Annotated in this window: 22 protein-coding genes; 21 read left to right on the top strand and 1 reads right to left on the bottom strand. The window is 50.9% G+C overall.

Annotated elements, in window-relative coordinates; genetic code table 11:
* Position 1: 1 nt before the first annotated feature.
* Positions 2-994 carry an aspartate--ammonia ligase gene (gene asnA / locus C3432_RS22555; protein ID WP_103779054.1) on the bottom strand — a complete coding sequence of 331 codons (993 nt, stop codon included), beginning with the start codon at positions 992-994 and terminating at the stop codon, positions 2-4.
* Positions 995-1,145: 151 nt separating this feature from the next.
* Between asnA and asnC the strand changes: the two genes are divergently transcribed.
* The 21 genes from asnC (at position 1,146) to C3432_RS22450 (ending at position 22,656) form a co-directional block, all read left to right on the top strand.
* Positions 1,146-1,604, top strand: coding sequence for a transcriptional regulator AsnC (gene asnC / locus C3432_RS22550; protein ID WP_000433016.1), 459 nt, complete (start codon positions 1,146-1,148; stop codon positions 1,602-1,604).
* A 109-nt stretch (positions 1,605-1,713) separates the two neighbouring features.
* Positions 1,714-2,157, top strand: coding sequence for an FMN-binding protein MioC (gene mioC / locus C3432_RS22545; RefSeq protein WP_103779052.1), 444 nt, complete (start codon positions 1,714-1,716; stop codon positions 2,155-2,157).
* Between the two features lie 378 nt (positions 2,158-2,535).
* Positions 2,536-4,425 (top strand): tRNA uridine-5-carboxymethylaminomethyl(34) synthesis enzyme MnmG, encoded by a 1,890-nt coding sequence (gene mnmG / locus C3432_RS22540; RefSeq protein ID WP_103779050.1) that lies wholly within the window; start codon positions 2,536-2,538, stop codon positions 4,423-4,425.
* A gap of 102 nt (positions 4,426-4,527) precedes the next feature.
* Positions 4,528-5,151: a 16S rRNA (guanine(527)-N(7))-methyltransferase RsmG gene (rsmG, locus tag C3432_RS22535; RefSeq protein ID WP_103779048.1), complete on the top strand. Its 624-nt coding sequence runs from the start codon at positions 4,528-4,530 to the stop codon at positions 5,149-5,151.
* A gap of 616 nt (positions 5,152-5,767) precedes the next feature.
* Positions 5,768-6,148 carry a F0F1 ATP synthase subunit I gene (atpI, locus tag C3432_RS22530; protein ID WP_103779046.1) on the top strand — a complete coding sequence of 127 codons (381 nt, stop codon included), beginning with the start codon at positions 5,768-5,770 and terminating at the stop codon, positions 6,146-6,148.
* 8 nt (positions 6,149-6,156) lie between these two features.
* Positions 6,157-6,972: a F0F1 ATP synthase subunit A gene (atpB, locus tag C3432_RS22525; protein WP_103779044.1), complete on the top strand. Its 816-nt coding sequence runs from the start codon at positions 6,157-6,159 to the stop codon at positions 6,970-6,972.
* A 46-nt stretch (positions 6,973-7,018) separates the two neighbouring features.
* Positions 7,019-7,258, top strand: a complete 240-nt coding sequence (atpE, locus tag C3432_RS22520; protein ID WP_000429386.1) for a F0F1 ATP synthase subunit C — start codon at positions 7,019-7,021, stop codon at positions 7,256-7,258.
* 59 nt (positions 7,259-7,317) lie between these two features.
* Positions 7,318-7,788, top strand: coding sequence for a F0F1 ATP synthase subunit B (gene atpF, locus C3432_RS22515; protein ID WP_073511767.1), 471 nt, complete (start codon positions 7,318-7,320; stop codon positions 7,786-7,788).
* Positions 7,789-7,802: 14 nt separating this feature from the next.
* Positions 7,803-8,336, top strand: a complete 534-nt coding sequence (atpH, locus tag C3432_RS22510; protein WP_103779042.1) for a F0F1 ATP synthase subunit delta — start codon at positions 7,803-7,805, stop codon at positions 8,334-8,336.
* Between the two features lie 12 nt (positions 8,337-8,348).
* Positions 8,349-9,890 (top strand): F0F1 ATP synthase subunit alpha, encoded by a 1,542-nt coding sequence (gene atpA / locus C3432_RS22505; RefSeq protein ID WP_103779040.1) that lies wholly within the window; start codon positions 8,349-8,351, stop codon positions 9,888-9,890.
* Between the two features lie 50 nt (positions 9,891-9,940).
* The gene (gene atpG, locus C3432_RS22500) at positions 9,941-10,804 is read left to right on the top strand and encodes a F0F1 ATP synthase subunit gamma (protein ID WP_103779038.1); all 864 of its coding nucleotides are present in this window, start codon (positions 9,941-9,943) and stop codon (positions 10,802-10,804) included.
* A gap of 26 nt (positions 10,805-10,830) precedes the next feature.
* Positions 10,831-12,213: a F0F1 ATP synthase subunit beta gene (gene atpD, locus C3432_RS22495; protein WP_103779036.1), complete on the top strand. Its 1,383-nt coding sequence runs from the start codon at positions 10,831-10,833 to the stop codon at positions 12,211-12,213.
* 20 nt (positions 12,214-12,233) lie between these two features.
* On the top strand, positions 12,234-12,653 hold the full coding sequence (locus C3432_RS22490; RefSeq protein ID WP_008806724.1) for a F0F1 ATP synthase subunit epsilon: 420 nt from the start codon (positions 12,234-12,236) through the stop codon (positions 12,651-12,653).
* A 311-nt stretch (positions 12,654-12,964) separates the two neighbouring features.
* Positions 12,965-14,335, top strand: coding sequence for a bifunctional UDP-N-acetylglucosamine diphosphorylase/glucosamine-1-phosphate N-acetyltransferase GlmU (gene glmU, locus C3432_RS22485; RefSeq protein WP_103779034.1), 1,371 nt, complete (start codon positions 12,965-12,967; stop codon positions 14,333-14,335).
* Positions 14,336-14,575: 240 nt separating this feature from the next.
* Positions 14,576-16,405: a glutamine--fructose-6-phosphate transaminase (isomerizing) gene (glmS, locus tag C3432_RS22480; protein WP_103779124.1), complete on the top strand. Its 1,830-nt coding sequence runs from the start codon at positions 14,576-14,578 to the stop codon at positions 16,403-16,405.
* Positions 16,406-16,719: 314 nt separating this feature from the next.
* Complete coding sequence (pstS, locus tag C3432_RS22475) at positions 16,720-17,760, top strand: phosphate ABC transporter substrate-binding protein PstS (protein ID WP_103779122.1); 1,041 nt, start codon at positions 16,720-16,722, stop codon at positions 17,758-17,760.
* Positions 17,761-17,842: 82 nt separating this feature from the next.
* Positions 17,843-18,802, top strand: a complete 960-nt coding sequence (gene pstC, locus C3432_RS22470; protein ID WP_103779032.1) for a phosphate ABC transporter permease PstC — start codon at positions 17,843-17,845, stop codon at positions 18,800-18,802.
* Positions 18,802-19,692 carry a phosphate ABC transporter permease PstA gene (gene pstA, locus C3432_RS22465; protein WP_103779030.1) on the top strand — a complete coding sequence of 297 codons (891 nt, stop codon included), beginning with the start codon at positions 18,802-18,804 and terminating at the stop codon, positions 19,690-19,692. Before pstC ends, pstA begins: the two co-directional genes overlap by 1 nt.
* A gap of 47 nt (positions 19,693-19,739) precedes the next feature.
* Positions 19,740-20,513: a phosphate ABC transporter ATP-binding protein PstB gene (gene pstB / locus C3432_RS22460; protein WP_015961095.1), complete on the top strand. Its 774-nt coding sequence runs from the start codon at positions 19,740-19,742 to the stop codon at positions 20,511-20,513.
* A gap of 24 nt (positions 20,514-20,537) precedes the next feature.
* Positions 20,538-21,263: a phosphate signaling complex protein PhoU gene (gene phoU / locus C3432_RS22455; protein ID WP_042323545.1), complete on the top strand. Its 726-nt coding sequence runs from the start codon at positions 20,538-20,540 to the stop codon at positions 21,261-21,263.
* A gap of 484 nt (positions 21,264-21,747) precedes the next feature.
* Entirely contained in the window at positions 21,748-22,656 is a 909-nt protein-coding gene (locus C3432_RS22450; protein ID WP_103779028.1) for a chitinase, read from the top strand.
* Positions 22,657-22,714 lie beyond the last annotated feature (58 nt).

The following is a 22,714-nucleotide window of genomic DNA, read 5'->3' as shown; positions in this document are numbered from 1 at the left end:
CTTACAGCAGAGAAGAGACGCTTTCGCGGACCTGCGCTGGCCATACGCCACACTGAACCTGACCAATGTGCGACAGTTGTAACAGCAGCATGGTCAGACGCGACTGTCCAATACCCCCACCGATGGTCTGCGGCATCTCACCGCGCAGCAGGGCCTGATGCCACTCCAGCGCCAGGCGATCTTCATCACCGGTAAGTTTAAGCTGGTGTTTCAGCGCATCAGCATCCACGCGAATTCCCATTGAAGAGAGTTCAAACGCATCTTCCAGAACCGGGTTCCAGACCAGGATGTCGCCGTTCAGACCGGCATAGCCAAGATCGGAAGCAGAACTCCAGTCATCATAATCCGGCGCACGCACATCATGACGGTGACCATCGCTAAGCTTACCGCCGATCCCCACCAGGAATACCGCGCCTGACTCTTTCGCAATCGCACGTTCACGACCTTTAGCATCAAGCCCCGGATAGCGGGACAGCAGTTCCTGACTGTGAACAAAGTGGATCTGATCCGGCAGGAACGGTGCCAGACCAAACTCTTTGCTTACCGCGGCTTCGGTGGCCTTAATTCCCGCCCAGATAGCCTCTACCGTGCTTTTCAGGGTTGAAAATTGACGCTCGCCGTCGCCCATTACGCGCTCCCAGTCCCACTGGTCAACATAGACCGAGTGAAGCGGAGAGAGGCGGTCTTCATCGGGGCGAAGGGCTTTCATGTGCGTGTAGAGCCCTTCGCCCGCGCTGAAGTCGTGTTGTCCCAGAGTTTGACGTTTCCACTTCGCCAGTGAATGAACCACTTCGAATTGGGCGTCAGGCAGTGCTTTCACTTTCACCTGCACCGCTTTTTCACAGCCCGACAAGTTATCCTGCGTGCCATCCCCAACCCGGCTCAGGATCGGTGCCTGAACCTCAATCAGACCCAGACGCTCCTCCAGTTGGCGAGAGAAGTGAGATTTCACGAAGCTAATTTGGCGTTGTTTGGCAATGTAAGCGGTTTTCATTATTTTTACTCCTGCGTCCTGTTGCCTATGATTAAGCAACAGAACAGGGGTAATATTCAATAATCAACAAACAAAAAGCCGACTTCGATTTTGATTCGCTAAAATTAACCGCTAAAATAGAAAGAATCATCAATCTTCATAAGAAAAAGCTATGGAAAATTATCAGATCGACAATCTGGACCGCGGCATTCTCGATGCCTTAATGGAAAATGCCCGTACCGCCTATGCCGAACTGGCCAAACAGTTTGGCGTCAGCCCGGGGACGATTCACGTACGGGTAGAAAAGATGAAGCAGGCAGGGATTATTACTGGCGCACGCATTGATGTCAGTCCTAAACAGCTGGGTTACGACGTGGGTTGTTTTATCGGCATCATCCTCAAAAGCGCAAAGGACTACCCCTCCGCGCTGGCCCGGCTGGAGAGTCTGGATGAAGTGACGGAAGCGTACTACACCACCGGGCATTACAGTATCTTTATAAAAGTCATGTGCAAATCGATCGACGCACTCCAGCATGTACTTATCAACAAGATCCAAACAATTGATGAAATTCAATCCACTGAAACATTGATCGTCCTGCAGAACCCGATCATGCGTACCATCAAGCCGTGATCGGCTTTTTTAATCCCACATTTTTCCACAGGTAGATCCCAGCTCACTCACAGCGTACAATACGCCCTCGCGAGCCTAATGGGACAGGCTCTTATAAAGGAGGGCGATCATGGCAGACATCACTCTGATCAGCGGCAGCACCCTTGGCGGTGCCGAATATGTTGCAGAACATCTGGCTGAAAAGCTGGAAGACGCTGGTTTTTCAACCGAAACCCTGCACGGACCGCTCCTGGAGGATCTGTCAGCTTCCGGGATCTGGCTGGTGATAAGCTCCACACACGGTGCGGGGGACATTCCGGATAACCTTGTTCCTTTATATGAAGATCTTCTGGCTCAAAAACCCGATCTGTCAGCGGTTCGTTTCGGTGCTATCGGTATCGGCAGCCGTGAATACGACACTTTCTGCGGGGCAATTGAGAAGATAGAAGCAGAACTGAAGAGCGCGGGTGCAAAACAGCTTGGGGAAACACTGCGGATCAACATCCTTGAGCACGATATTCCGGAGGATCCGGCAGAGCTTTGGCTAGGATCCTGGATTAATTTACTCAAATAAGTATACAGATCGTGCGATCGTCTGTGGATAACTCTGGGAAGATCCTTGGATCAACCGGTAGTTATCCAAAGTATAACCGTTGTTCACTTTTTGAGTTGTGCATAACCCTTCATTCTGATCCCAGCTTATACGGACCAGGATCACCGATCATTCACAGCTAATGATCCTTACCAACTTATTGATCTTAATTGGCGGATCCGGGTTATCCACAAGCGACCCCGATCCTAATAAGAGATCATAATAGAACAGATCTCTAAATAAAAAGATCTTCTTTTTAATACCCAGGATCCCAGGCCTTTCTCCATCGGCTAAAGTTGAGTAGAATCCACGGCCCGGGCTTCAATCCATTTTCACACCGCGTTATGCGAGGCAATTACCATGTTTTATCCGGATCCTTTCGACGTCATTATCATTGGCGGGGGTCATGCAGGCACTGAGGCCGCGATGGCCGCAGCGCGTATGGGTCAACAGACCCTGCTTTTGACGCACAATATCGACACGCTGGGGCAAATGAGCTGCAATCCAGCTATTGGCGGTATTGGCAAAGGACACCTGGTAAAAGAAGTGGATGCGCTCGGTGGGCTGATGGCGAAAGCGATCGATCAAGCTGGTATTCAGTTTAGGATACTAAACGCGAGCAAAGGTCCCGCCGTTCGCGCTACCCGTGCTCAGGCGGATCGCGTTCTGTATCGTCAGGCGGTACGTACTGCGCTGGAAAACCAGCCTAACCTGATGATCTTCCAGCAGGCGGTTGAAGATCTGATTGTTGAAAACGATCGTGTCGTTGGCGCAGTTACCCTGATGGGACTGAAATTCCGCGCTAAAGCGGTCGTACTCACCGTCGGGACATTCCTTGACGGCAAAATTCATATTGGACTGGATAACTACAGCGGTGGTCGTGCTGGCGATCCACCATCCATTCCCCTGTCGCGTCGTCTGCGCGAACTTCCGCTGCGCGTTAGTCGTCTGAAAACCGGGACGCCACCGCGAATTGATGCCCGAACGATTGATTTCAGCGTTCTGGCGCAGCAGCACGGCGATAATCCGATGCCGGTCTTCTCGTTTATGGGTAATGCCTCTCAGCATCCTCAGCAGGTACCGTGCTACATCACGCATACCAATGAGAAAACCCATGATGTGATCCGTAATAACCTCGATCGCAGCCCAATGTATGCCGGAGTGATCGAGGGGATCGGCCCTCGTTACTGTCCGTCGATCGAAGATAAAGTGATGCGCTTTGCCGATCGGAACCAGCACCAAATCTTCCTGGAGCCGGAAGGACTGACTTCTAATGAAATTTATCCGAATGGTATCTCCACCAGCCTGCCATTCGATGTGCAGATGCAAATTGTGCGCTCGATGCAGGGGATGGAGAATGCTAAAATCGTTCGCCCTGGTTACGCTATTGAGTACGATTTCTTCGATCCGCGAGATCTGAAACCGACTCTGGAGAGCAAATTTATTCAGGGACTGTTTTTCGCCGGACAAATTAACGGCACCACCGGTTACGAAGAAGCCGCGGCGCAAGGTTTGCTCGCCGGGCTTAATGCCGCACGTTTGTCAGCGGACAAAGAGGGTTGGGCACCTGCGCGTTCTCAGGCCTACCTCGGTGTGCTGGTGGATGACCTGTGTACTTTAGGTACCAAAGAGCCGTACCGCATGTTTACCTCCCGGGCGGAATATCGTCTGATGCTGCGTGAAGACAACGCCGATCTCCGTCTGACCGAAAAGGGACGTGAACTGGGTCTGGTGGATGATGAACGCTGGGCGCGATTCTGTCAGAAGCTTGAGAATATCGAACGCGAACGTCAACGCCTGAAATCGACATGGGTCACCCCTTCTGCTGAAGCCGCCCCTGAAGTGAATACTCACCTGACTGCGCCACTGTCTCGTGAAGCCAGTGGTGAAGACCTGCTGCGTCGTCCGGAAATGACCTATGCACAGCTGACGGTGCTGACGCCGTTTGCGCCGGCCCTTGACGATGTTCAGGCCGCTGAGCAGGTTGAGATCCAGGTAAAATACGAAGGTTATATCGCCCGTCAGCAGGATGAGATCGAAAAGCAGCAGCGCAATGAGAACACACTACTGCCTGCAACCCTGGATTACCGCCAGGTTTCCGGTTTGTCGAATGAGGTGATAGCCAAGCTGAACGATCACAAACCGGTTTCTATTGGTCAGGCATCACGTATCTCCGGTGTCACGCCTGCGGCCATCTCCATTTTGCTGGTATGGCTGAAGAAACAGGGAATGCTGCGCCGCAGCGCGTAAATACGCTGTGTTGGTGGGGAGCGCTTTGCTTGCCCGCCCTATACTGAAGGCCGGAGAAGGCGAAGCCGCCATCCGGCAAATTATCTCTAACAGGTAACTGTCGTGCTTAACAAACTTTCTCGTCTGCTGGCTGAAGCTGGCATTTCGCTTACCGATCACCAGAAAAATCAGCTCATTGCGTATGTCAATATGCTGCACAAATGGAATAAAGCGTACAACCTGACGTCAGTGCGCGATCCCAATGAAATGCTGGTACGTCATATTCTGGACAGCATCATTGTTGCGCCATATTTGCAGGGGGAACGTTTTATTGATGTCGGTACAGGACCGGGACTGCCAGGGATCCCGCTGTCTATTGTGCGTCCGGAGTCGCATTTCACACTGCTGGACAGCCTGGGTAAACGCGTTCGCTTTTTGCGTCAGGTTCAGCATGAGCTGAAACTGGAAAATATCACGCCGGTACAGAGCAGGGTGGAAGAATACCCTTCTGAACCGCCGTTTGATGGTGTGATCAGCCGGGCATTTGCCTCTCTCAATGACATGATGAGTTGGTGCCATCATCTGGCGGGTGAAAATGGATGCTTCTATGCCCTGAAGGGGCAATTACCAGAGGATGAGATTGCACTGCTTCCTGTTGAATTTCATGTGGAATCAATTGTAAAACTGAAGGTTCCGCAACTGGATGGCGAACGTCACCTGGTGGTGATAAAACCAAACAAAATTTAATTTTTATCAAAAAAAAAGAAGAAAAATCGGCTTCTTGCTTGTTAACAACGGGATAATTTTGGACTGATATAATTAGTTACACACTTAACTGAATATTCACGGTTTGTTATCAACGGAGTAACGTGGCTTTTTTTGGTAAATAAAAAATTAGTCAACATTGAAAATATCAGGCTGCTAAAAATCTAACGTAAGAATTAATCACCACGTTAAATTTTTATTAAAAATGTCAATGGTGAGTTTTTAAGCTGTAAACTGTCTTTTTTAAAACAGTGAGTGATTTTAGGCTTAAATATCAAAAAGTTGAAATGGCATCATTTGCCAAGTAAATAAATGGTGTCAGAGTGAATATATTCAATATGTGATCTGAAGCACGATTTATCACTAGTGTTTACGCGCCATTTGCAGTTTTGCATGATCGTTCACAGTTTTGCGAAAAGTAATAAATGTGCACTAGTGAAAAATATTTAAACATTTATTCACCTTTTAGCTACTTATTGTTTGAAATCACGGGGGCGCACCGTATAATTTGTCCGCTTTTTGATGCTTGACTCTCAGCCTTAAAGAACGTTTTATACGATACGCGACATACCTCGTAAGGAGCAGGAGTTAGAACGTGATGTCTGTGTCGCTCTTGAGTCGAAACGTTGCTCGTAAGCTTCTGTTCATTCAGTTTTTGGCGGTGATAGCAAGTGGATTGCTGTTTAGCCTCAAAGACCCCTTCTGGGGCGTCTCCGCTTTATGCGGAGGGATGGCAGTCTTTCTGCCTAATATGTTGTTTATGATATTTGCCTGGCGTCACCAGGCGCATACACCTGCTAAGGGCCGAGTGGCCTGGACATTCGCGTTCGGCGAAGCCTTCAGGGTGTTAGCAATGCTGGTTTTACTGGTGGTGGCGTTGGCGGTTTTGAAGGCGGTGTTTTCGCCGCTGATCGTTACGTGGGTTTTGGTGCTGGTGGTTCAGATACTGGCGCCGGCTGTAATTAACAACAAAGGGTAAAAGGCATCATGGCTTCAGAAAATATGACGCCGCAGGATTACATAGGACACCATCTGAATAACCTTCAGCTGGACCTGCGTACATTCTCGCTGGTGGATCCGCATAACCCCCCAGCCACCTTCTGGACACTCAATATTGACTCCATGTTCTTCTCGGTGGTGCTGGGTCTGTTGTTCCTGCTTGTGTTCCGTAGCGTAGCCAAAAAGGCGACCAGCGGCGTACCAGGCAAGTTTCAGACCGCGATTGAGCTGGTAATCGGTTTTGTGCATGGTAGCGTCAAAGACATGTACCATGGCAAAAGCAAGCTCATTGCACCGCTGGCCCTGACGATCTTCGTCTGGGTATTCCTGATGAACCTGATGGACTTACTGCCTATCGACCTGCTGCCGTACATTGCTGAGCATGTACTGGGGCTGCCGGCGATGCGTGTAGTTCCGTCTGCTGATGTGAACATTACCCTGTCAATGGCGCTGGGCGTGTTTATCCTCATTCTGTTCTACAGCATCAAAATGAAAGGCATCGGTGGCTTCACGAAAGAGTTGACGCTGCAGCCGTTTAATCACTGGGCATTCATCCCTGTCAATTTAATCCTTGAAGGGGTAAGTCTGCTGTCCAAACCGGTTTCTCTCGGTCTGCGACTGTTCGGCAATATGTATGCCGGTGAACTGATTTTCATTCTGATTGCTGGTCTGTTGCCGTGGTGGTCACAGTGGATCCTGAATGTGCCCTGGGCCATTTTCCACATACTGATTATTACGCTGCAAGCCTTCATCTTCATGGTTCTGACGATTGTCTATCTGTCGATGGCGTCCGAAGAGCATTAATTTACCAACACTACTACGTTTTAACTGAAACAAACTGGAGACTGTCATGGAAAACCTGAATATGGATCTGCTGTACATGGCTGCCGCTGTGATGATGGGTCTGGCGGCAATCGGTGCTGCGATCGGTATCGGCATCCTCGGGGGTAAATTCCTGGAAGGCGCAGCGCGTCAACCTGATCTGATTCCTCTGCTGCGTACTCAGTTCTTTATCGTTATGGGTCTGGTGGATGCTATCCCGATGATCGCTGTCGGTCTGGGTCTGTACGTGATGTTCGCTGTCGCGTAGTAAGCGTTGCTTGAAACAAGAGCAATATCAGAACGTTAACTAGATAGAGGCATTGTGCTGTGAATCTTAACGCAACAATCCTCGGCCAGGCCATCGCGTTTGTCCTGTTCGTTCTGTTCTGCATGAAGTATGTATGGCCGCCGTTAATGGCTGCCATTGAAAAACGTCAAAAAGAAATTGCTGACGGTCTTGCTTCCGCAGAACGAGCACATAAGGACCTTGACCTTGCAAAGGCCAGCGCGACCGACCAGCTGAAAAAAGCGAAGGCGGAAGCTCAGGTAATCATCGAGCAGGCGAATAAACGTCGCTCCCAGATCCTGGACGAAGCCAAAACTGAAGCAGAGCAGGAACGTACTAAAATCGTGGCTCAGGCGCAGGCGGAAATTGAAGCCGAGCGTAAACGTGCCCGTGAAGAACTGCGTAAGCAAGTTGCTATCCTGGCTGTTGCTGGCGCCGAGAAGATCATCGAACGTTCCGTGGATGAAGCTGCTAACAGCGACATCGTGGATAAACTTGTCGCTGAACTGTAAGGAGGGAGGGGCTGATGTCTGAATTTGTTACGGTAGCTCGCCCCTACGCCAAAGCAGCTTTTGACTTTGCCGTCGAACACCAAAGCGTAGAGCGCTGGCAGGACATGCTGGCGTTTGCTGCCGAGGTTACCAAGAACGAACAAATGGCAGAGCTTCTCTCTGGCGCGCTGGCGCCGGAAACGCTCGCTGAGTCGTTTATCGCAGTCTGCGGTGAGCAGCTGGACGAAAACGGTCAGAACCTGATTCGGGTTATGGCTGAGAATAATCGTCTTAACGCGCTCCCGGATGTTCTGGAGCAGTTTGTTCACCTGCGTGCAGCGAGTGAGTCTACTTCTGAAGTAGAAGTCACTTCCGCCACCGCACTGAGTGAAGAACAGCTTGCGAAAATTAGCGCTGCGATGGAAAAACGTCTGTCACGCAAAGTTAAGCTGAATTGCAAAATCGATAAGTCTGTAATGGCGGGCGTTATCATCCGAGCGGGTGATATGGTCATTGATGGCAGCGTACGCGGCCGTCTTGAGCGCCTTGCAGACGTCTTGCAGTCTTAAGGGGACTGGAGCATGCAACTGAATTCCACCGAAATCAGCGAACTGATCAAGCAGCGCATTGCTCAGTTCAATGTAGTGAGTGAAGCTCACAACGAAGGTACTATTGTTTCTGTAAGTGACGGTGTTATCCGCATTCACGGCCTGGCCGATTGTATGCAGGGTGAAATGATCTCCTTGCCGGGAAACCGTTACGCTATCGCACTGAACCTGGAGCGCGACTCCGTGGGTGCGGTTGTTATGGGTCCGTACGCTGACCTTGCCGAAGGCATGAAGGTTAAATGTACTGGTCGTATCCTGGAAGTTCCGGTTGGCCGTGGCCTGCTGGGTCGTGTGGTTAACACCCTGGGTGCGCCAATCGACGGTAAAGGTCCGGTTGAGCACGACGGTTTCTCTGCTGTTGAAGCTATCGCGCCAGGCGTAATCGAACGTCAGTCCGTCGATCAGCCGGTACAGACCGGTTATAAATCCGTTGATGCCATGATCCCAATCGGTCGTGGTCAACGTGAATTGATCATCGGTGACCGTCAGACGGGTAAAACCGCTCTGGCTATCGACGCCATCATCAACCAGCGTGATTCTGGCATCAAGTGCGTCTACGTGGCTATCGGCCAGAAAGCGTCCACCATTTCCAACGTGGTTCGTAAACTGGAAGAGCACGGCGCGCTGGCTAACACCATCGTTGTGGTTGCTACCGCTTCTGAATCTGCCGCACTGCAATACCTGGCGCCATACGCTGGTTGCGCAATGGGCGAATACTTCCGCGACCGCGGCGAAGACGCGCTGATCATCTACGATGACCTGTCCAAACAGGCTGTTGCTTACCGTCAGATCTCCCTGCTGCTTCGTCGTCCACCAGGACGTGAAGCATTCCCTGGCGACGTATTCTACCTCCACTCTCGTCTGCTGGAGCGTGCTGCACGTGTAAACGTTGAATACGTTGAAGCCTTCACCAAAGGTGAAGTAAAAGGGAAAACCGGTTCTCTGACTGCGCTGCCGATTATTGAAACCCAGGCGGGTGACGTTTCTGCGTTCGTTCCGACCAACGTAATTTCCATTACCGATGGTCAGATCTTCCTTGAAACCAACCTGTTTAACTCCGGTATTCGTCCTGCGGTTAACCCGGGTATCTCCGTATCCCGTGTGGGTGGTGCAGCACAGACCAAGATCATGAAGAAACTGTCCGGTGGTATCCGTACCGCGCTGGCACAGTATCGTGAACTGGCGGCGTTCTCCCAGTTTGCATCTGACCTTGACGATGCAACCCGTAAGCAGCTGGACCACGGTCAGAAAGTAACTGAACTGCTGAAACAGAAACAGTATGCGCCGATGTCCGTTGCGCAGCAGTCTCTGGTTCTTTTCGCGGCAGAACGTGGTTATCTGGCGGATGTAGAACTGGCGAAAATCGGTAGCTTCGAAGCCGCTCTGCTGGCTTACGTCGACCGTGATCACGCTCCGTTGATGCAAGAGATCAACCAGTCCGGTGGCTATAACGACGAAATCGAAGGCAAGCTGAAAGGCATCCTCGATTCCTTCAAAGCAACCCAGTCCTGGTAACGTCTGGTGGCCTGCTTTAACGCAGGCCGCAAGGCATTGAGGAGAAGCTCATGGCCGGCGCAAAAGAGATACGTAGTAAGATCGCAAGCGTCCAGAACACGCAGAAGATCACTAAAGCGATGGAAATGGTCGCCGCTTCCAAAATGCGTAAATCGCAGGATCGCATGGCGGCCAGCCGTCCTTATGCAGATACCATGCGCAAAGTGATTGGTCACCTTGCGAACGGTAATCTGGAATATAAGCACCCATACCTGGAAGAACGTGACGTTAAGCGCGTGGGCTACCTGGTGGTGTCGACCGACCGTGGTCTGTGCGGTGGCTTGAACATTAACCTGTTCAAAAAACTGCTGGCGGATATGAAAGGATGGTCCGATAAAGGCGTTCAGTGCGAACTCGCAATGATCGGCTCTAAAGGCGTCTCTTTCTTTAATTCCGTCGGTGGCAATGTTGTCGCCCAGGTGACGGGCATGGGGGATAACCCATCCCTGTCCGAACTGATCGGTCCGGTAAAAGTGATGTTGCAGGCCTACGATGAAGGCCGTCTGGACAAGCTGTACATTGTTAGCAACAAATTTATTAACACCATGTCTCAGGTTCCGACTATCACTCAGCTGCTGCCGTTACCGGCATCAGAAGATGATGAACTGAAACGTAAATCCTGGGATTACCTGTACGAACCGGATCCGAAAGCGCTGCTGGATACTCTCCTGCGTCGTTATGTCGAGTCCCAGGTTTATCAGGGCGTGGTAGAAAACCTGGCCAGCGAGCAGGCCGCACGTATGGTGGCGATGAAAGCCGCGACCGACAATGGCGGCAGCCTGATTAAAGAGCTGCAGTTGGTATACAACAAAGCTCGTCAGGCCAGCATTACTCAGGAACTCACCGAAATCGTCGGTGGTGCATCCGCGGTATAACCAGGTTAATTCGTAGAGGATTCAAGATGGCTACTGGAAAAATTGTCCAGGTAATCGGCGCCGTAGTTGACGTCGAATTCCCTCAGGATGCCGTACCGCGCGTGTACGACGCCCTTGAGGTGCAGAATGGTAATGAGCATCTGGTGCTGGAAGTTCAGCAGCAGCTTGGCGGCGGTATTGTACGTACCATCGCTATGGGTTCTTCTGACGGTCTGCGTCGTGGTCTGGAAGTCAAAGACCTTGAGCACCCGATCGAAGTCCCGGTAGGTAAAGCAACACTGGGTCGTATCATGAACGTACTGGGCCAACCGGTAGACATGAAAGGCGACATCGGTGAAGAAGAGCGCTGGGCTATCCACCGCGCAGCACCTTCCTACGAAGAGTTGTCAAACTCTCAGGAGCTGCTGGAAACAGGTATCAAAGTTATCGACCTGATGTGTCCGTTCGCGAAGGGCGGTAAAGTCGGTCTGTTCGGCGGTGCGGGTGTAGGTAAAACCGTAAACATGATGGAGCTTATTCGTAACATCGCGATTGAGCACTCCGGTTATTCAGTGTTTGCAGGCGTAGGTGAACGTACTCGTGAGGGTAACGACTTCTACCACGAAATGACCGACTCCAACGTTATCGATAAAGTATCCCTGGTGTATGGTCAGATGAACGAGCCGCCGGGAAACCGTCTGCGCGTTGCACTGACCGGTCTGACTATGGCGGAGAAATTCCGTGACGAAGGTCGTGACGTTCTGCTGTTCGTCGATAACATCTATCGTTATACCCTGGCCGGTACGGAAGTATCCGCACTGTTGGGTCGTATGCCTTCAGCGGTAGGTTATCAGCCGACCCTGGCGGAAGAGATGGGTGTTCTTCAGGAACGTATCACCTCCACCAAAACGGGTTCTATCACCTCCGTACAGGCGGTATATGTACCTGCGGATGACTTGACTGACCCGTCTCCAGCAACCACCTTTGCGCACCTTGACGCAACCGTGGTACTGAGCCGTCAGATCGCATCTCTGGGTATCTACCCGGCCGTTGACCCGCTGGACTCCACCAGCCGTCAGCTGGATCCGCTGGTTGTGGGTCAGGAACACTACGACACCGCGCGTGGCGTACAGTCCATCCTGCAGCGTTATCAGGAACTGAAAGACATCATCGCCATCCTGGGTATGGATGAACTGTCTGAAGAAGATAAACTGGTGGTAGCTCGCGCACGTAAGATCCAGCGCTTCCTGTCCCAGCCGTTCTTCGTGGCAGAAGTATTTACCGGTTCTCCGGGTAAATACGTCTCTCTGAAAGACACCATCCGTGGCTTTAAAGGCATCATGGAAGGCGAATACGATCACCTGCCGGAGCAGGCGTTCTACATGGTCGGTTCCATCGACGAAGCCGTGGAAAAAGCCAAAAAACTTTAACGCCTTAATCGGAGGGTGATATGGCAATGACTTACCACCTGGACGTCGTCAGCGCAGAGCTACAAATGTTCTCTGGTCTGGTCGAGAAAATCCAGGTAACGGGTAGCGAAGGTGAACTGGGTATTTACCCGGGTCACGCGCCGCTGCTCACCGCCATTAAGCCTGGTATGATTCGCATCGTTAAACAGCACGGTCATGAAGAGTTTATCTATCTGTCCGGCGGCATTCTGGAAGTGCAGCCTGGCAGCGTGACCGTCCTGGCTGATACCGCGATTCGCGGCCAGGATCTCGACGAAGCGCGAGCCCTGGAAGCGAAGCGTAAGGCTGAAGAGCACATTAAGAGCTCTCATGGTGACGTGGATTACGCTCAGGCGTCTGCGGAACTGGCCAAAGCGATTGCTAAACTGCGCGTTATCGAGTTGACCAAAAAAGCGATGTAACACCGGCTTGAAAGCATAAAACCAGTCTGTATTCAGACTGGTTTTTTTTTGCCTGATTTTTATTCCTTATATCTCCATCTTTATTCATTGGACGAAAAAATAGCAAAAACATTAACCTATGCCTTTAATGAAGACGAAGTCTGACTTTTCTGAAGACAAAAGGTAGGGCTATGGACGAAAATGCCTCACTAACAAGCGGTGAAAACCTCCCGTTGAGCATTTTATCTTCTGCCCATTTCACGATGAAAAAAATGTAGTATTTTCAACGTGAAACGGTATAAATTCGTTCACAAATTACAGTCAGGACGCGTATGTTGAATAATGCTATGAGCGTAGTGATCCTTGCCGCAGGCAAAGGCACGCGTATGTATTCCGATATTCCAAAAGTGCTGCATACCCTTGCGGGAAAAGCGATGGTTCAGCATGTTATTGATGCTGCTAATGAATTAGGTGCCTCTCAGGTACACCTGGTTTATGGTCATGGCGGCGATCTGCTTAAACAGACCCTGAAAAACGATAACCTGAACTGGGTTTTGCAAGCAGAGCAATTAGGGACAGGGCATGCAATGCAGCAAGCCGCCCCTTTCTTTGGCGATGACGAAGACATATTGATGCTCTATGGCGATGTGCCGCTGATCTCGGTTGAAACACTTCAGCGTTTGCGTGATGCCAAACCACAGGGGGGTATTGGTTTACTCACCGTGAAGCTGGACGATCCAGGCGGTTACGGTCGTATTACGCGTGAGAACGATAAAGTGACCGGTATTGTTGAACATAAAGATGCGACCGATGAACAGCGTCAGATCCAGGAAATTAATACCGGCATCCTGATCGCTAATGGCGCGGACATGAAGCGTTGGTTGTCGAAACTGACCAATAATAATGCGCAGGGTGAATATTACATCACTGATATTATTGCACTGGCGTATCAGGAAGGGCGTGAAATAGCGGCTGTTCATCCCGATCGTCTGAGTGAAGTGGAAGGCGTAAATAACCGTCTGCAACTCTCCCGCCTGGAACGTGTTTACCAGTCAGAACAAGCTGAAAAGCTACTGCTGGCAGGCGTGATGCTGCGCGACCCTTTGCGTTTTGACCTGCGCGGTACGCTGAACCACGGGCGTGATGTTGAAATTGATACTAACGTTATCATCGAGGGTAACGTCCAGCTTGGCGATCGCGTGAAGATTGGCGCAGGCTGCATCATCAAAAATAGCGTAATCGGCAATGGCTGCGAAATCAGCCCGTACAGTGTAGTAGAAGATGCGCATCTGGAAGCAGCCTGCACCATTGGCCCGTTCGCGCGTCTGCGCCCTGGCGCTGAACTTCAGGAAGGCGCTCATGTAGGCAACTTCGTTGAAATGAAGAAAGCGCGTCTGGGTAAAGGTTCGAAAGCAGGCCACCTGACCTATCTGGGCGATGCGGAAATAGGCGATAACGTAAATATCGGCGCGGGTACCATTACCTGTAACTACGATGGTGCGAACAAGTTTAAAACGATTATTGGCGATGATGTATTTGTCGGATCCGATACCCAACTGGTAGCGCCGGTCACCGTCGGTAACGGGGCCACCATTGCTGCCGGCACTACGGTTACTCGGGATGTCGCCGCTAATGAACTGGTATTAAGCCGCGCGCCGCAGGTCCATAAGCAAGGCTGGCAGCGTCCGGTTAAGAAAAAGTAAGCATTTATTTGCCGGATGGCGACTTTACCCTGACCGGCCTGCATACGGTAACGTTCTGCAGGCTGGATAAGCGTTAGCGCCATCCGACAGAAAAGGGCTGAGGAGATAAAAATATATCCCCGCCCGCAAGCAGTACCATAAAAATAACCCCACTCTCTACAAGGCTCGGGGCGCCCGAAAATACGGGCAAACAGGTCGGCGACAACGCCTGGCATCATGCCAAAATCGGAATTAAAAAATATGTGTGGAATTGTTGGCGCTATCGCGCAACGTGATGTAGCTGAAATCCTTCTCGAAGGTTTACGTCGTCTGGAATATCGTGGTTATGATTCTGCCGGTCTGGCTGTGGTGGATACAGAAGGTCATATGACCCGCCTGCGTCGCCTCGGTAAGGTACAGATGCTTTCTCAGGCTGCGGAAGAACATCCGCTGCATGGCGGTACCGGTATTGCTCACACTCGTTGGGCTACCCACGGTGAACCTTCGGAAGCGAACGCGCATCCGCATGTTTCTGACCACATTGTCGTGGTGCATAACGGCATTATCGAAAACCATGAGCCTCTGCGTGAAGAACTGAAAGCGCGCGGTTATACCTTTGTTTCAGAAACCGACACCGAAGTGATTGCTCACTTAGTACACTGGGAGCTGGAGCAGGGGGGGACTCTGCGTGAAGCTGTTCTACGGGCGATCCCACAGTTGCGCGGCGCGTACGGCACGGTGATCATGGACACACGTCATCCGGATACGCTGCTGGCGGCACGCTCAGGCAGCCCGTTGGTTATCGGGCTGGGGATGGGCGAAAACTTTATCGCTTCCGATCAGCTGGCTCTGCTGCCGGTAACCCGTCGCTTTATCTTCCTGGAAGAGGGAGATATTGCGGAAGTAACACGCCGTTCGGTCTCCATCTTTGATAAATCCGGCGCAGAAGTGAAACGTCAGGATATCGAATCCAATCTGCAGTATGACGCAGGCGATAAAGGTATTTACCGCCACTACATGCAGAAAGAGATCTATGAGCAGCCGAACGCGATTAAAAATACCCTGACCGGGCGTATCAGCCACGGCGAAGTGGATTTAAGCGAACTGGGGGCTGGCGCGAACGAGCTGCTGTCTCAGGTTGAGCATATCCAGATCATTGCCTGTGGGACTTCATATAACTCCGGTATGGTTTCCCGCTACTGGTTTGAATCGCTGGCCGGTATTCCGTGCGATGTCGAAATCGCATCTGAGTTCCGCTATCGCAAATCAGCCGTGCGCCGTAATAGCCTGATGATTACTCTCTCTCAGTCTGGCGAGACGGCTGACACGCTGGCTGGCCTGCGCTTATCGAAAGAGCTGGGCTATCTTGGCTCTCTCGCCATCTGTAACGTGCCGGGTTCTTCCCTGGTGCGTGAATCCGATCTGGCGATGATGACCAATGCCGGTACCGAAATTGGTGTGGCTTCGACCAAAGCGTTCACCACTCAGCTGACCGTCTTGCTGATGCTGGTGGCGAAGCTCGCACGCCTGAAAGGTCTGGATGCTTCCATTGAACATGACATCGTTCATGGTCTGCAGACGTTGCCGAGCCGTATTGAACAGATGCTGTCTCAGGACAAACGCATTGAGGCGCTGGCCGAAGATTTCTCTGACAAACACCACGCACTGTTCCTGGGGCGTGGCGATCAATATCCGATTGCCCTGGAAGGTGCGCTGAAGCTGAAAGAGATCTCTTATATTCACGCTGAAGCTTATGCTGCGGGTGAATTGAAGCACGGGCCTCTGGCGCTGATCGACGCAGATATGCCGGTTATCGTGGTTGCACCAAACAACGAGTTACTGGAAAAACTGAAATCCAACATCGAAGAAGTTCGTGCCCGTGGTGGCCAGCTGTATGTCTTCGCCGATCAGGACGCGGGTTTTGTCAGCTGTGACAATATGCACATCATTGAGATGCCGCATATCGAAGAGGTGATTGCACCAATCTTCTACACCGTTCCGCTGCAACTTCTGGCATATCACGTGGCGCTGATTAAAGGCACCGACGTGGATCAGCCGCGTAACCTGGCAAAATCTGTTACGGTAGAGTAAAAAACCGAGCCCTGCGTAAGCGGGGCTTTTTCTCATCGGTTCTTTTTCTAATCATCCCCCCTCCGTTTTATTGTGACAAACCGTCATCTTAAGCTACCTTTTCCCTTGTCACAGAAAGAAAATTTTTCTGAAAACACACCGTCATGTTTGTGTCTATGTTAATGATAATTAAGGTTTATTAATTTGGGTTTTGAGTAAGAACTTCATTGTCATAAAACTGTCATATTTCGTACATTTAACTGTCACCTGTTTGTCCTATTTTGCTCACAGTAGCAACTCAAACAATGATTTACGAAAACCGTGCAGGAGACATTATGAAAGTTATGCGTACCACTGTCGCAACTGTTGTCGCCGCGACCTTATCCATGAGCGCTTTCGCAGCAAATGCAGCTGCAAGCCTGACAGGTGCAGGTGCAACTTTTCCTGCGCCGGTGTATGCCAAATGGGCTGATACCTATCAGAAAGAGACTGGTAACAAAGTAAACTACCAGGGTATCGGCTCCTCCGGTGGTGTAAAACAAATCACGGCAAATACCGTTGATTTCGGCGCATCCGATGCTCCGCTGTCTGACGAAAAACTGAATCAGGAAGGACTGTTCCAGTTCCCGACCGTCATCGGTGGCGTGGTGCTGGCGGTGAATATCCCAGGGCTGAAGTCTGGCGAACTGGTTCTGGATGGTAAGACGCTGGGTGACATCTACCTGGGTAAAATTAAGAAGTGGGATGATGAAGCCATCACCAAACTGAACCCAGGCGTTAAACTGCCTTCGCAGAACATTGCCGTGGTGCGTCGTGCTGATGGTTCCGGAACCTCCTTCGTTTTCACCAGTTACCTGGCCAAAGTGAACGAAGAGTGGAAATCTAAAGTGGGCGCAGGTTCTACTGTTAACTGGCCGACCGGTCTGGGCGGTAAAGGTAACGACGGTATCGCCGCGTTCGTCCAGCGTCTGCCAGGTTCTATCGGCTATGTTGAATACGCTTACGCGAAGCAGAACAATCTGGCCTACACCAAACTGGTGTCCGCGGATGGCAAACCGGTAAGCCCGACCGAAGAGAACTTCGCCAACGCTGCAAAAGGCGCTGACTGGAGCAAATCTTTCGCTCAGGATCTGACAAACCAGAAAGGTGACGATGCGTGGCCAATCACCTCCACCACTTTCATCCTGGTGCATAAAGAGCAGAAGAAACCTGAACAAGGCGCTGAAGTGCTGAAGTTCTTCGACTGGGCGTACAAAAATGGCGGCAAACAGGCTAACGATCTGGATTACGCCAGCCTGCCAGACAGCGTGGTTGAGCAGATTCGCGCTGCATGGAAAACCAATGTAAAGGACAGCAGCGGTAAAGCGTTGTATTAATTTAGTATTCTGACGAGAATGGCGGGGGGCGCTAATGCTTACCCGCCAACTTCGTAAACGCGTTTAACGGAAAGAGTGATTTATGGCTGCAACCAAGCCTGTTTTTAACCCACCGGGTAAAAAGGGTGACATGATATTCAGCGCGCTGGTAAAACTGGCTGCGCTGATTGTGCTATTGATGTTGGGTGGCATTATTGTCTCTCTGATCATCTCCTCCTGGCCAAGCATTGAGAAGTTTGGTTTCTCATTCCTGTGGACCAAAGAATGGGATGCGCCGAATGATATCTACGGAGCACTGGTTCCGATTTACGGCACGCTGGTCACCTCATTTATCGCACTGCTGATCGCCGTTCCGGTGAGCTTCGGCATTGCCCTGTTCCTTACTGAGCTTGCGCCTGGCTGGTTGAGGCGTCCGCTGGGGATTGCCATTGAACTGCTGGCGGCTATTCCCAGCATCGTGTACGGCATGTGGGGCCTGTTTATCTTCGCCCCGTTGTTTGCCACGTACTTTCAGGAACCGGTCGGTAATATTCTTTCTAACATTCCGTTTGTGGGCGCCCTGTTCTCCGGCCCGGCATTTGGTATTGGTATCCTGGCTGCGGGGGTGATCCTCGCTATCATGATCATTCCGTATATTGCTGCGGTAATGCGTGATGTATTCGAACAAACGCCGGTGATGATGAAAGAGTCAGCCTACGGTATTGGCTGCACAACCTGGGAAGTTATCTGGCGCATTGTTCTTCCGTTCACCAAAAATGGGGTGATCGGCGGCATTATGCTGGGTCTGGGGCGTGCGCTGGGTGAAACGATGGCTGTCACGTTTATCATCGGTAACACCTATCAACTCGACAGCGCTTCGCTGTATATGCCGGGTAACAGCATCACTTCTGCGCTGGCTAATGAATTTGCAGAAGCGGAATCAGGTCTGCACGTTGCCGCATTGATGGAACTGGGTCTGATTCTGTTTGTTATCACCTTCATCGTCCTGGCAGCGTCCAAGTTCATGATTATGCGCCTTGCTAAGAATGAGGGGGCACGTTAATGGCTACGCTTGAAATGCAAACTACCGCAGAACTGGCGGAATCCCGCCGCAAAATGCAGGCTAAGCGCCGGATGAAAAACCGCATCGCGCTGACACTCTCTATGGCGACGATGGCGTTTGGCCTGTTCTGGCTTGTCTGGATCCTGATGTCCACCATTACGCGTGGGATCGACGGGATGTCGCTGGCATTGTTTACCGAAATGACACCACCACCCAATACGGCGGGGGGCGGCCTGGCGAACGCCCTGGCAGGCAGCGGCCTGTTAATCCTCTGGGCGACGGTGCTTGGTACGCCGCTGGGCATTATGGCGGGGATTTATCTTGCCGAATATGGTCGTAAATCCTGGATTGCGGAAGTCATTCGCTTCATCAACGACATTCTGCTTTCCGCACCGTCGATTGTCGTAGGCCTGTTTGTTTATACCATCGTGGTTGCGCAGATGGAGCATTTCTCCGGCTGGGCGGGTGTGATTGCGCTGGCGTTGCTGCAGGTACCTATTGTTATCCGTACCACTGAGAACATGCTCAAACTGGTGCCGGATAGCCTGCGCGAAGCGGCATATGCGCTGGGTACGCCAAAGTGGAAGATGATCTCAGCAATTACGCTGAAGGCGTCGGTTTCCGGCATCATGACCGGTATCCTGCTGGCAATTGCGCGTATTGCGGGTGAAACCGCCCCGCTGCTGTTTACCGCGCTCTCCAACCAGTTCTGGAGCACCGATATGATGCAGCCGATCGCCAACCTGCCGGTGACCATCTTTAAATTTGCGATGAGCCCGTTTGCTGAGTGGCAGCAGCTGGCCTGGGCTGGGGTGCTGATTATTACCCTTTGCGTTCTGCTGCTGAACATTCTGGCGCGCGTCATTTTTGCGAAGAATAAACACGGTTAATTTTTTACGGCGCGGCACATCGCGGCGCCGAATGAGGAAATGAGTCAATGAGTATGGTTGATACTGCCCCGGGTAAGATTCAGGTTCGTGATTTGAACTTCTACTACGGCAAATTCCATGCCCTGAAGAATATCAACCTGGATATCGCAAAGAACCAGGTCACGGCATTCATCGGTCCGTCTGGCTGTGGTAAATCCACCCTGCTGCGCACCTTTAACAAAATGTATTCGCTCTATCCTGAGCAGCGTGCGGAAGGCGAAATCCTGCTGGATGGCGACAATATTCTCACCAACACCCAGGATATCGCGCTACTGCGTGCCAAAGTGGGCATGGTGTTCCAGAAGCCAACGCCGTTCCCGATGTCCATTTACGACAATATCGCTTTTGGCGTGCGTCTGTTTGAGAAGCTTTCCCGCGCAGATATGGACGAGCGCGTGCAGTGGGCATTGACCAAAGCCGCATTGTGGAATGAAACCAAAGATAAATTGCACCAGAGCGGGTACTCTCTCTCTGGCGGTCAGCAACAGCGTCTGTGCATTGCGCGGGGGATTGCTATTCGCCCGGAAGTACTGCTGCTGGATGAGCCGTGTTCAGCGCTGGACCCGATCTCCACCGGGCGTATTGAAGAGCTGATCACCGAACTGAAGCAGGATTACACCGTCGTGATCGTGACGCATAACATGCAGCAGGCTGCGCGTTGTTCCGATCACACGGCATTTATGTATCTGGGCGAGTTGATTGAGTTCAGCAACACGGACGATCTGTTCACCAAGCCCGCGAAGAAACAAACTGAAGATTACATTACTGGTCGCTACGGTTGATATGCCCGGGCATCTGGAGAAATGATGGACAATTTAAACCTTAATAAACATATTTCCGGACAGTTCAACGCAGAACTGGAAAGCATCCGCACTCAGGTTATGACCATGGGTGGCATGGTGGAACAGCAGCTCTCCGATGCCATCACTGCGATGCACAATCAGGATAGCGAGCTGGCGAAACGCGTTGTTGATGGCGACAAGCACGTTAACATGATGGAGGTGGCGATCGACGAAGCCTGTGTCCGTATTATCGCTAAACGACAACCGACGGCGAGCGATCTGCGTCTGGTGATGGCAATCATCAAAACCATTGCTGAGCTGGAGCGTATTGGTGACGTAGCGGACAAAATCTGCCGCACCGCGCTGGAGAAATTTTCCCAACAGCATCAGCCGCTACTGGTAAGCCTGGAATCGCTGGGTCGTCATACCGTACAGATGCTGCATGACGTGCTGGATGCGTTTGCGCGTATGGATCTTGATGAAGCGGTGCGTATCTATCGTGAAGATAAGAAAGTTGATCAGGAATACGAAGGTATTGTTCGTCAGCTGATGACTTACATGATGGAAGATTCACGCACCATCCCCAGCGTGCTGACCGCGCTGTTCTGCGCGCGTTCTATTGAGCGTATCGGCGACCGTTGCCAGAACATTTGCGAATACATCTTCTATTTTGTGAAGGGTCAGGATTTCCGTCACGTCGGCGGTGATGAGCTGGATAAACTGCTGGCGGGTAAAGATCCTAAAGAGTGATAAATATACTCGTCATACGTCACGTTGCGGGTGTGCTGGCTTTGTTACTCGGCCCATCCCTGGGCCTTGTCACCGCGTCGTCGGTTTTTTGCAACGACGCATTATGCAGAGTATAAAACTTAATCCCGGTATGTAATTTATCGGGATTAAGTGTGGCTTCTTTATTTTTTCCTAAAATTTAAACAGTTTTCATAACTGCGAACAACATCATATTTCATAAAACTTCATATTGATTTTCCTGGGAGGTTAGACGTTCAACCTCCCTTTATTTTCAATGATGCGGGCATCTGCTTCTGGCCTGATATCATCAGATAATCATCATCACTATGATAATATCTATCAGTAAATATTTGTTTTTATCATGAGCCATTTTGGTGTGATCATCGTCATAAATTAACCGTTTCTGAAAATATAGCATCACCTCCACCAGAGAAATGGTTTTCTGGCGTTATTGACTAATATGAAAAAAATAATGAGGTGAAATATGAAAACGCTTTATACCCCGTTTATAGATGTCACCGTAAATGCAGAATGGTCGGACTGGCAAGATTATCCCAATGGCCGTCCGAATCCGCTTTATTCTCAGGAAGCTAAAGCGTGGAAGGTCGACGGCCTGGTATTTGGTTTTATTACTTTATCAGCGAACAAAAAAGCATGCTGGGCTGCCCAGGACGCCATGCCGATGGACTGGGCATTGCCGTTAGCAAACGATCTCAATGCCGCCGGTAAAAAGGTTATTATTTCTTTTGGCGGCGCGGTGAACAGCGATATATCAACCTATTTTAGCTCTGCCGAATTGGCTGAAATTTACCAGTCTTTTATTAATGATTATTCTGCGTATGGCCTGGATTTTGATCTGGAAAATAGTCAGTATAATATCAGTAATATTTGTGAAGCGCTGAAGGTGGTGACTAAAAATAATCCAGAAGTCGCTATCTCCTTTACTTTACCCACCATGCCAACCGGTTTAACCAGTGCCGGATTGAATATTGTAAAACAAGCGCATAATACCGGATTAACGTTTGTGGTAAACGGTATGGCAATGGATTATTACAGCGCGCAGTATCGTGCTGATATGGGTAAATCTGCGGTTGACGCAGCCCGCAGCATCGCCAGTCAGTTAGCCTCTCTGTCCGTGAGCGGCGGCTACTCGGCGGTGGCGATTACGCCGATGATCGGCATGAATGACGATGGCAGCATGTTTAAACTTCATGATGCCGATACGCTGGCCACCTTTGCCAAACAGAATGGCATGAATTTTATCGGTATCTGGGATTTTAACCGCGACAATCCTTCGTCTTACACCTATGTTGACCTGACAACCAGCAGCAACCCGGAACAGCGTGTGTCCGGGGAATATTGCAGCCATTTTGTTAATGGCCTCACCAGATAAGCGCTGACTTAAAAAGAGCGATAACCCCACTGTTTTTGGTGGGGTTATCTTTTTCCGC

Origin of the sequence: Citrobacter amalonaticus (assembly GCF_002918555.1) — a bacterium.
Lineage (GTDB): Bacteria > Pseudomonadota > Gammaproteobacteria > Enterobacterales > Enterobacteriaceae > Citrobacter_C > Citrobacter_C amalonaticus_A.
Note: the sequence above shows the minus strand (reverse complement) of the source record. Positions and strands in the feature narration are given on the sequence as shown.

What these genes read in the sequence shown, in the direction of transcription:
- phoU (WP_042323545.1), top strand. Translation starts at nt 20,538, where the DNA reads ATGGACAATTTAAACCTTAATAAACATATTTCCGGACAGTTCAACGCA.
- pstB (WP_015961095.1), top strand. Translation starts at nt 19,740, where the DNA reads ATGAGTATGGTTGATACTGCCCCGGGTAAGATTCAGGTTCGTGATTTG.
- glmS (WP_103779124.1), top strand. Translation starts at nt 14,576, where the DNA reads ATGTGTGGAATTGTTGGCGCTATCGCGCAACGTGATGTAGCTGAAATC.
- atpA (WP_103779040.1), top strand. Translation starts at nt 8,349, where the DNA reads ATGCAACTGAATTCCACCGAAATCAGCGAACTGATCAAGCAGCGCATT.
- atpD (WP_103779036.1), top strand. Translation starts at nt 10,831, where the DNA reads ATGGCTACTGGAAAAATTGTCCAGGTAATCGGCGCCGTAGTTGACGTC.
- C3432_RS22450 (WP_103779028.1), top strand. Translation starts at nt 21,748, where the DNA reads ATGAAAACGCTTTATACCCCGTTTATAGATGTCACCGTAAATGCAGAA.
- C3432_RS22490 (WP_008806724.1), top strand. Translation starts at nt 12,234, where the DNA reads ATGGCAATGACTTACCACCTGGACGTCGTCAGCGCAGAGCTACAAATG.
- atpI (WP_103779046.1), top strand. Translation starts at nt 5,768, where the DNA reads ATGTCTGTGTCGCTCTTGAGTCGAAACGTTGCTCGTAAGCTTCTGTTC.
- atpH (WP_103779042.1), top strand. Translation starts at nt 7,803, where the DNA reads ATGTCTGAATTTGTTACGGTAGCTCGCCCCTACGCCAAAGCAGCTTTT.
- pstA (WP_103779030.1), top strand. Translation starts at nt 18,802, where the DNA reads ATGGCTACGCTTGAAATGCAAACTACCGCAGAACTGGCGGAATCCCGC.
- asnA (WP_103779054.1), bottom strand. Translation starts at nt 994, where the DNA reads ATGAAAACCGCTTACATTGCCAAACAACGCCAAATTAGCTTCGTGAAA.
- atpE (WP_000429386.1), top strand. Translation starts at nt 7,019, where the DNA reads ATGGAAAACCTGAATATGGATCTGCTGTACATGGCTGCCGCTGTGATG.
- pstC (WP_103779032.1), top strand. Translation starts at nt 17,843, where the DNA reads ATGGCTGCAACCAAGCCTGTTTTTAACCCACCGGGTAAAAAGGGTGAC.
- atpG (WP_103779038.1), top strand. Translation starts at nt 9,941, where the DNA reads ATGGCCGGCGCAAAAGAGATACGTAGTAAGATCGCAAGCGTCCAGAAC.
- mioC (WP_103779052.1), top strand. Translation starts at nt 1,714, where the DNA reads ATGGCAGACATCACTCTGATCAGCGGCAGCACCCTTGGCGGTGCCGAA.
- mnmG (WP_103779050.1), top strand. Translation starts at nt 2,536, where the DNA reads ATGTTTTATCCGGATCCTTTCGACGTCATTATCATTGGCGGGGGTCAT.
- asnC (WP_000433016.1), top strand. Translation starts at nt 1,146, where the DNA reads ATGGAAAATTATCAGATCGACAATCTGGACCGCGGCATTCTCGATGCC.
- atpB (WP_103779044.1), top strand. Translation starts at nt 6,157, where the DNA reads ATGGCTTCAGAAAATATGACGCCGCAGGATTACATAGGACACCATCTG.
- pstS (WP_103779122.1), top strand. Translation starts at nt 16,720, where the DNA reads ATGAAAGTTATGCGTACCACTGTCGCAACTGTTGTCGCCGCGACCTTA.
- glmU (WP_103779034.1), top strand. Translation starts at nt 12,965, where the DNA reads ATGTTGAATAATGCTATGAGCGTAGTGATCCTTGCCGCAGGCAAAGGC.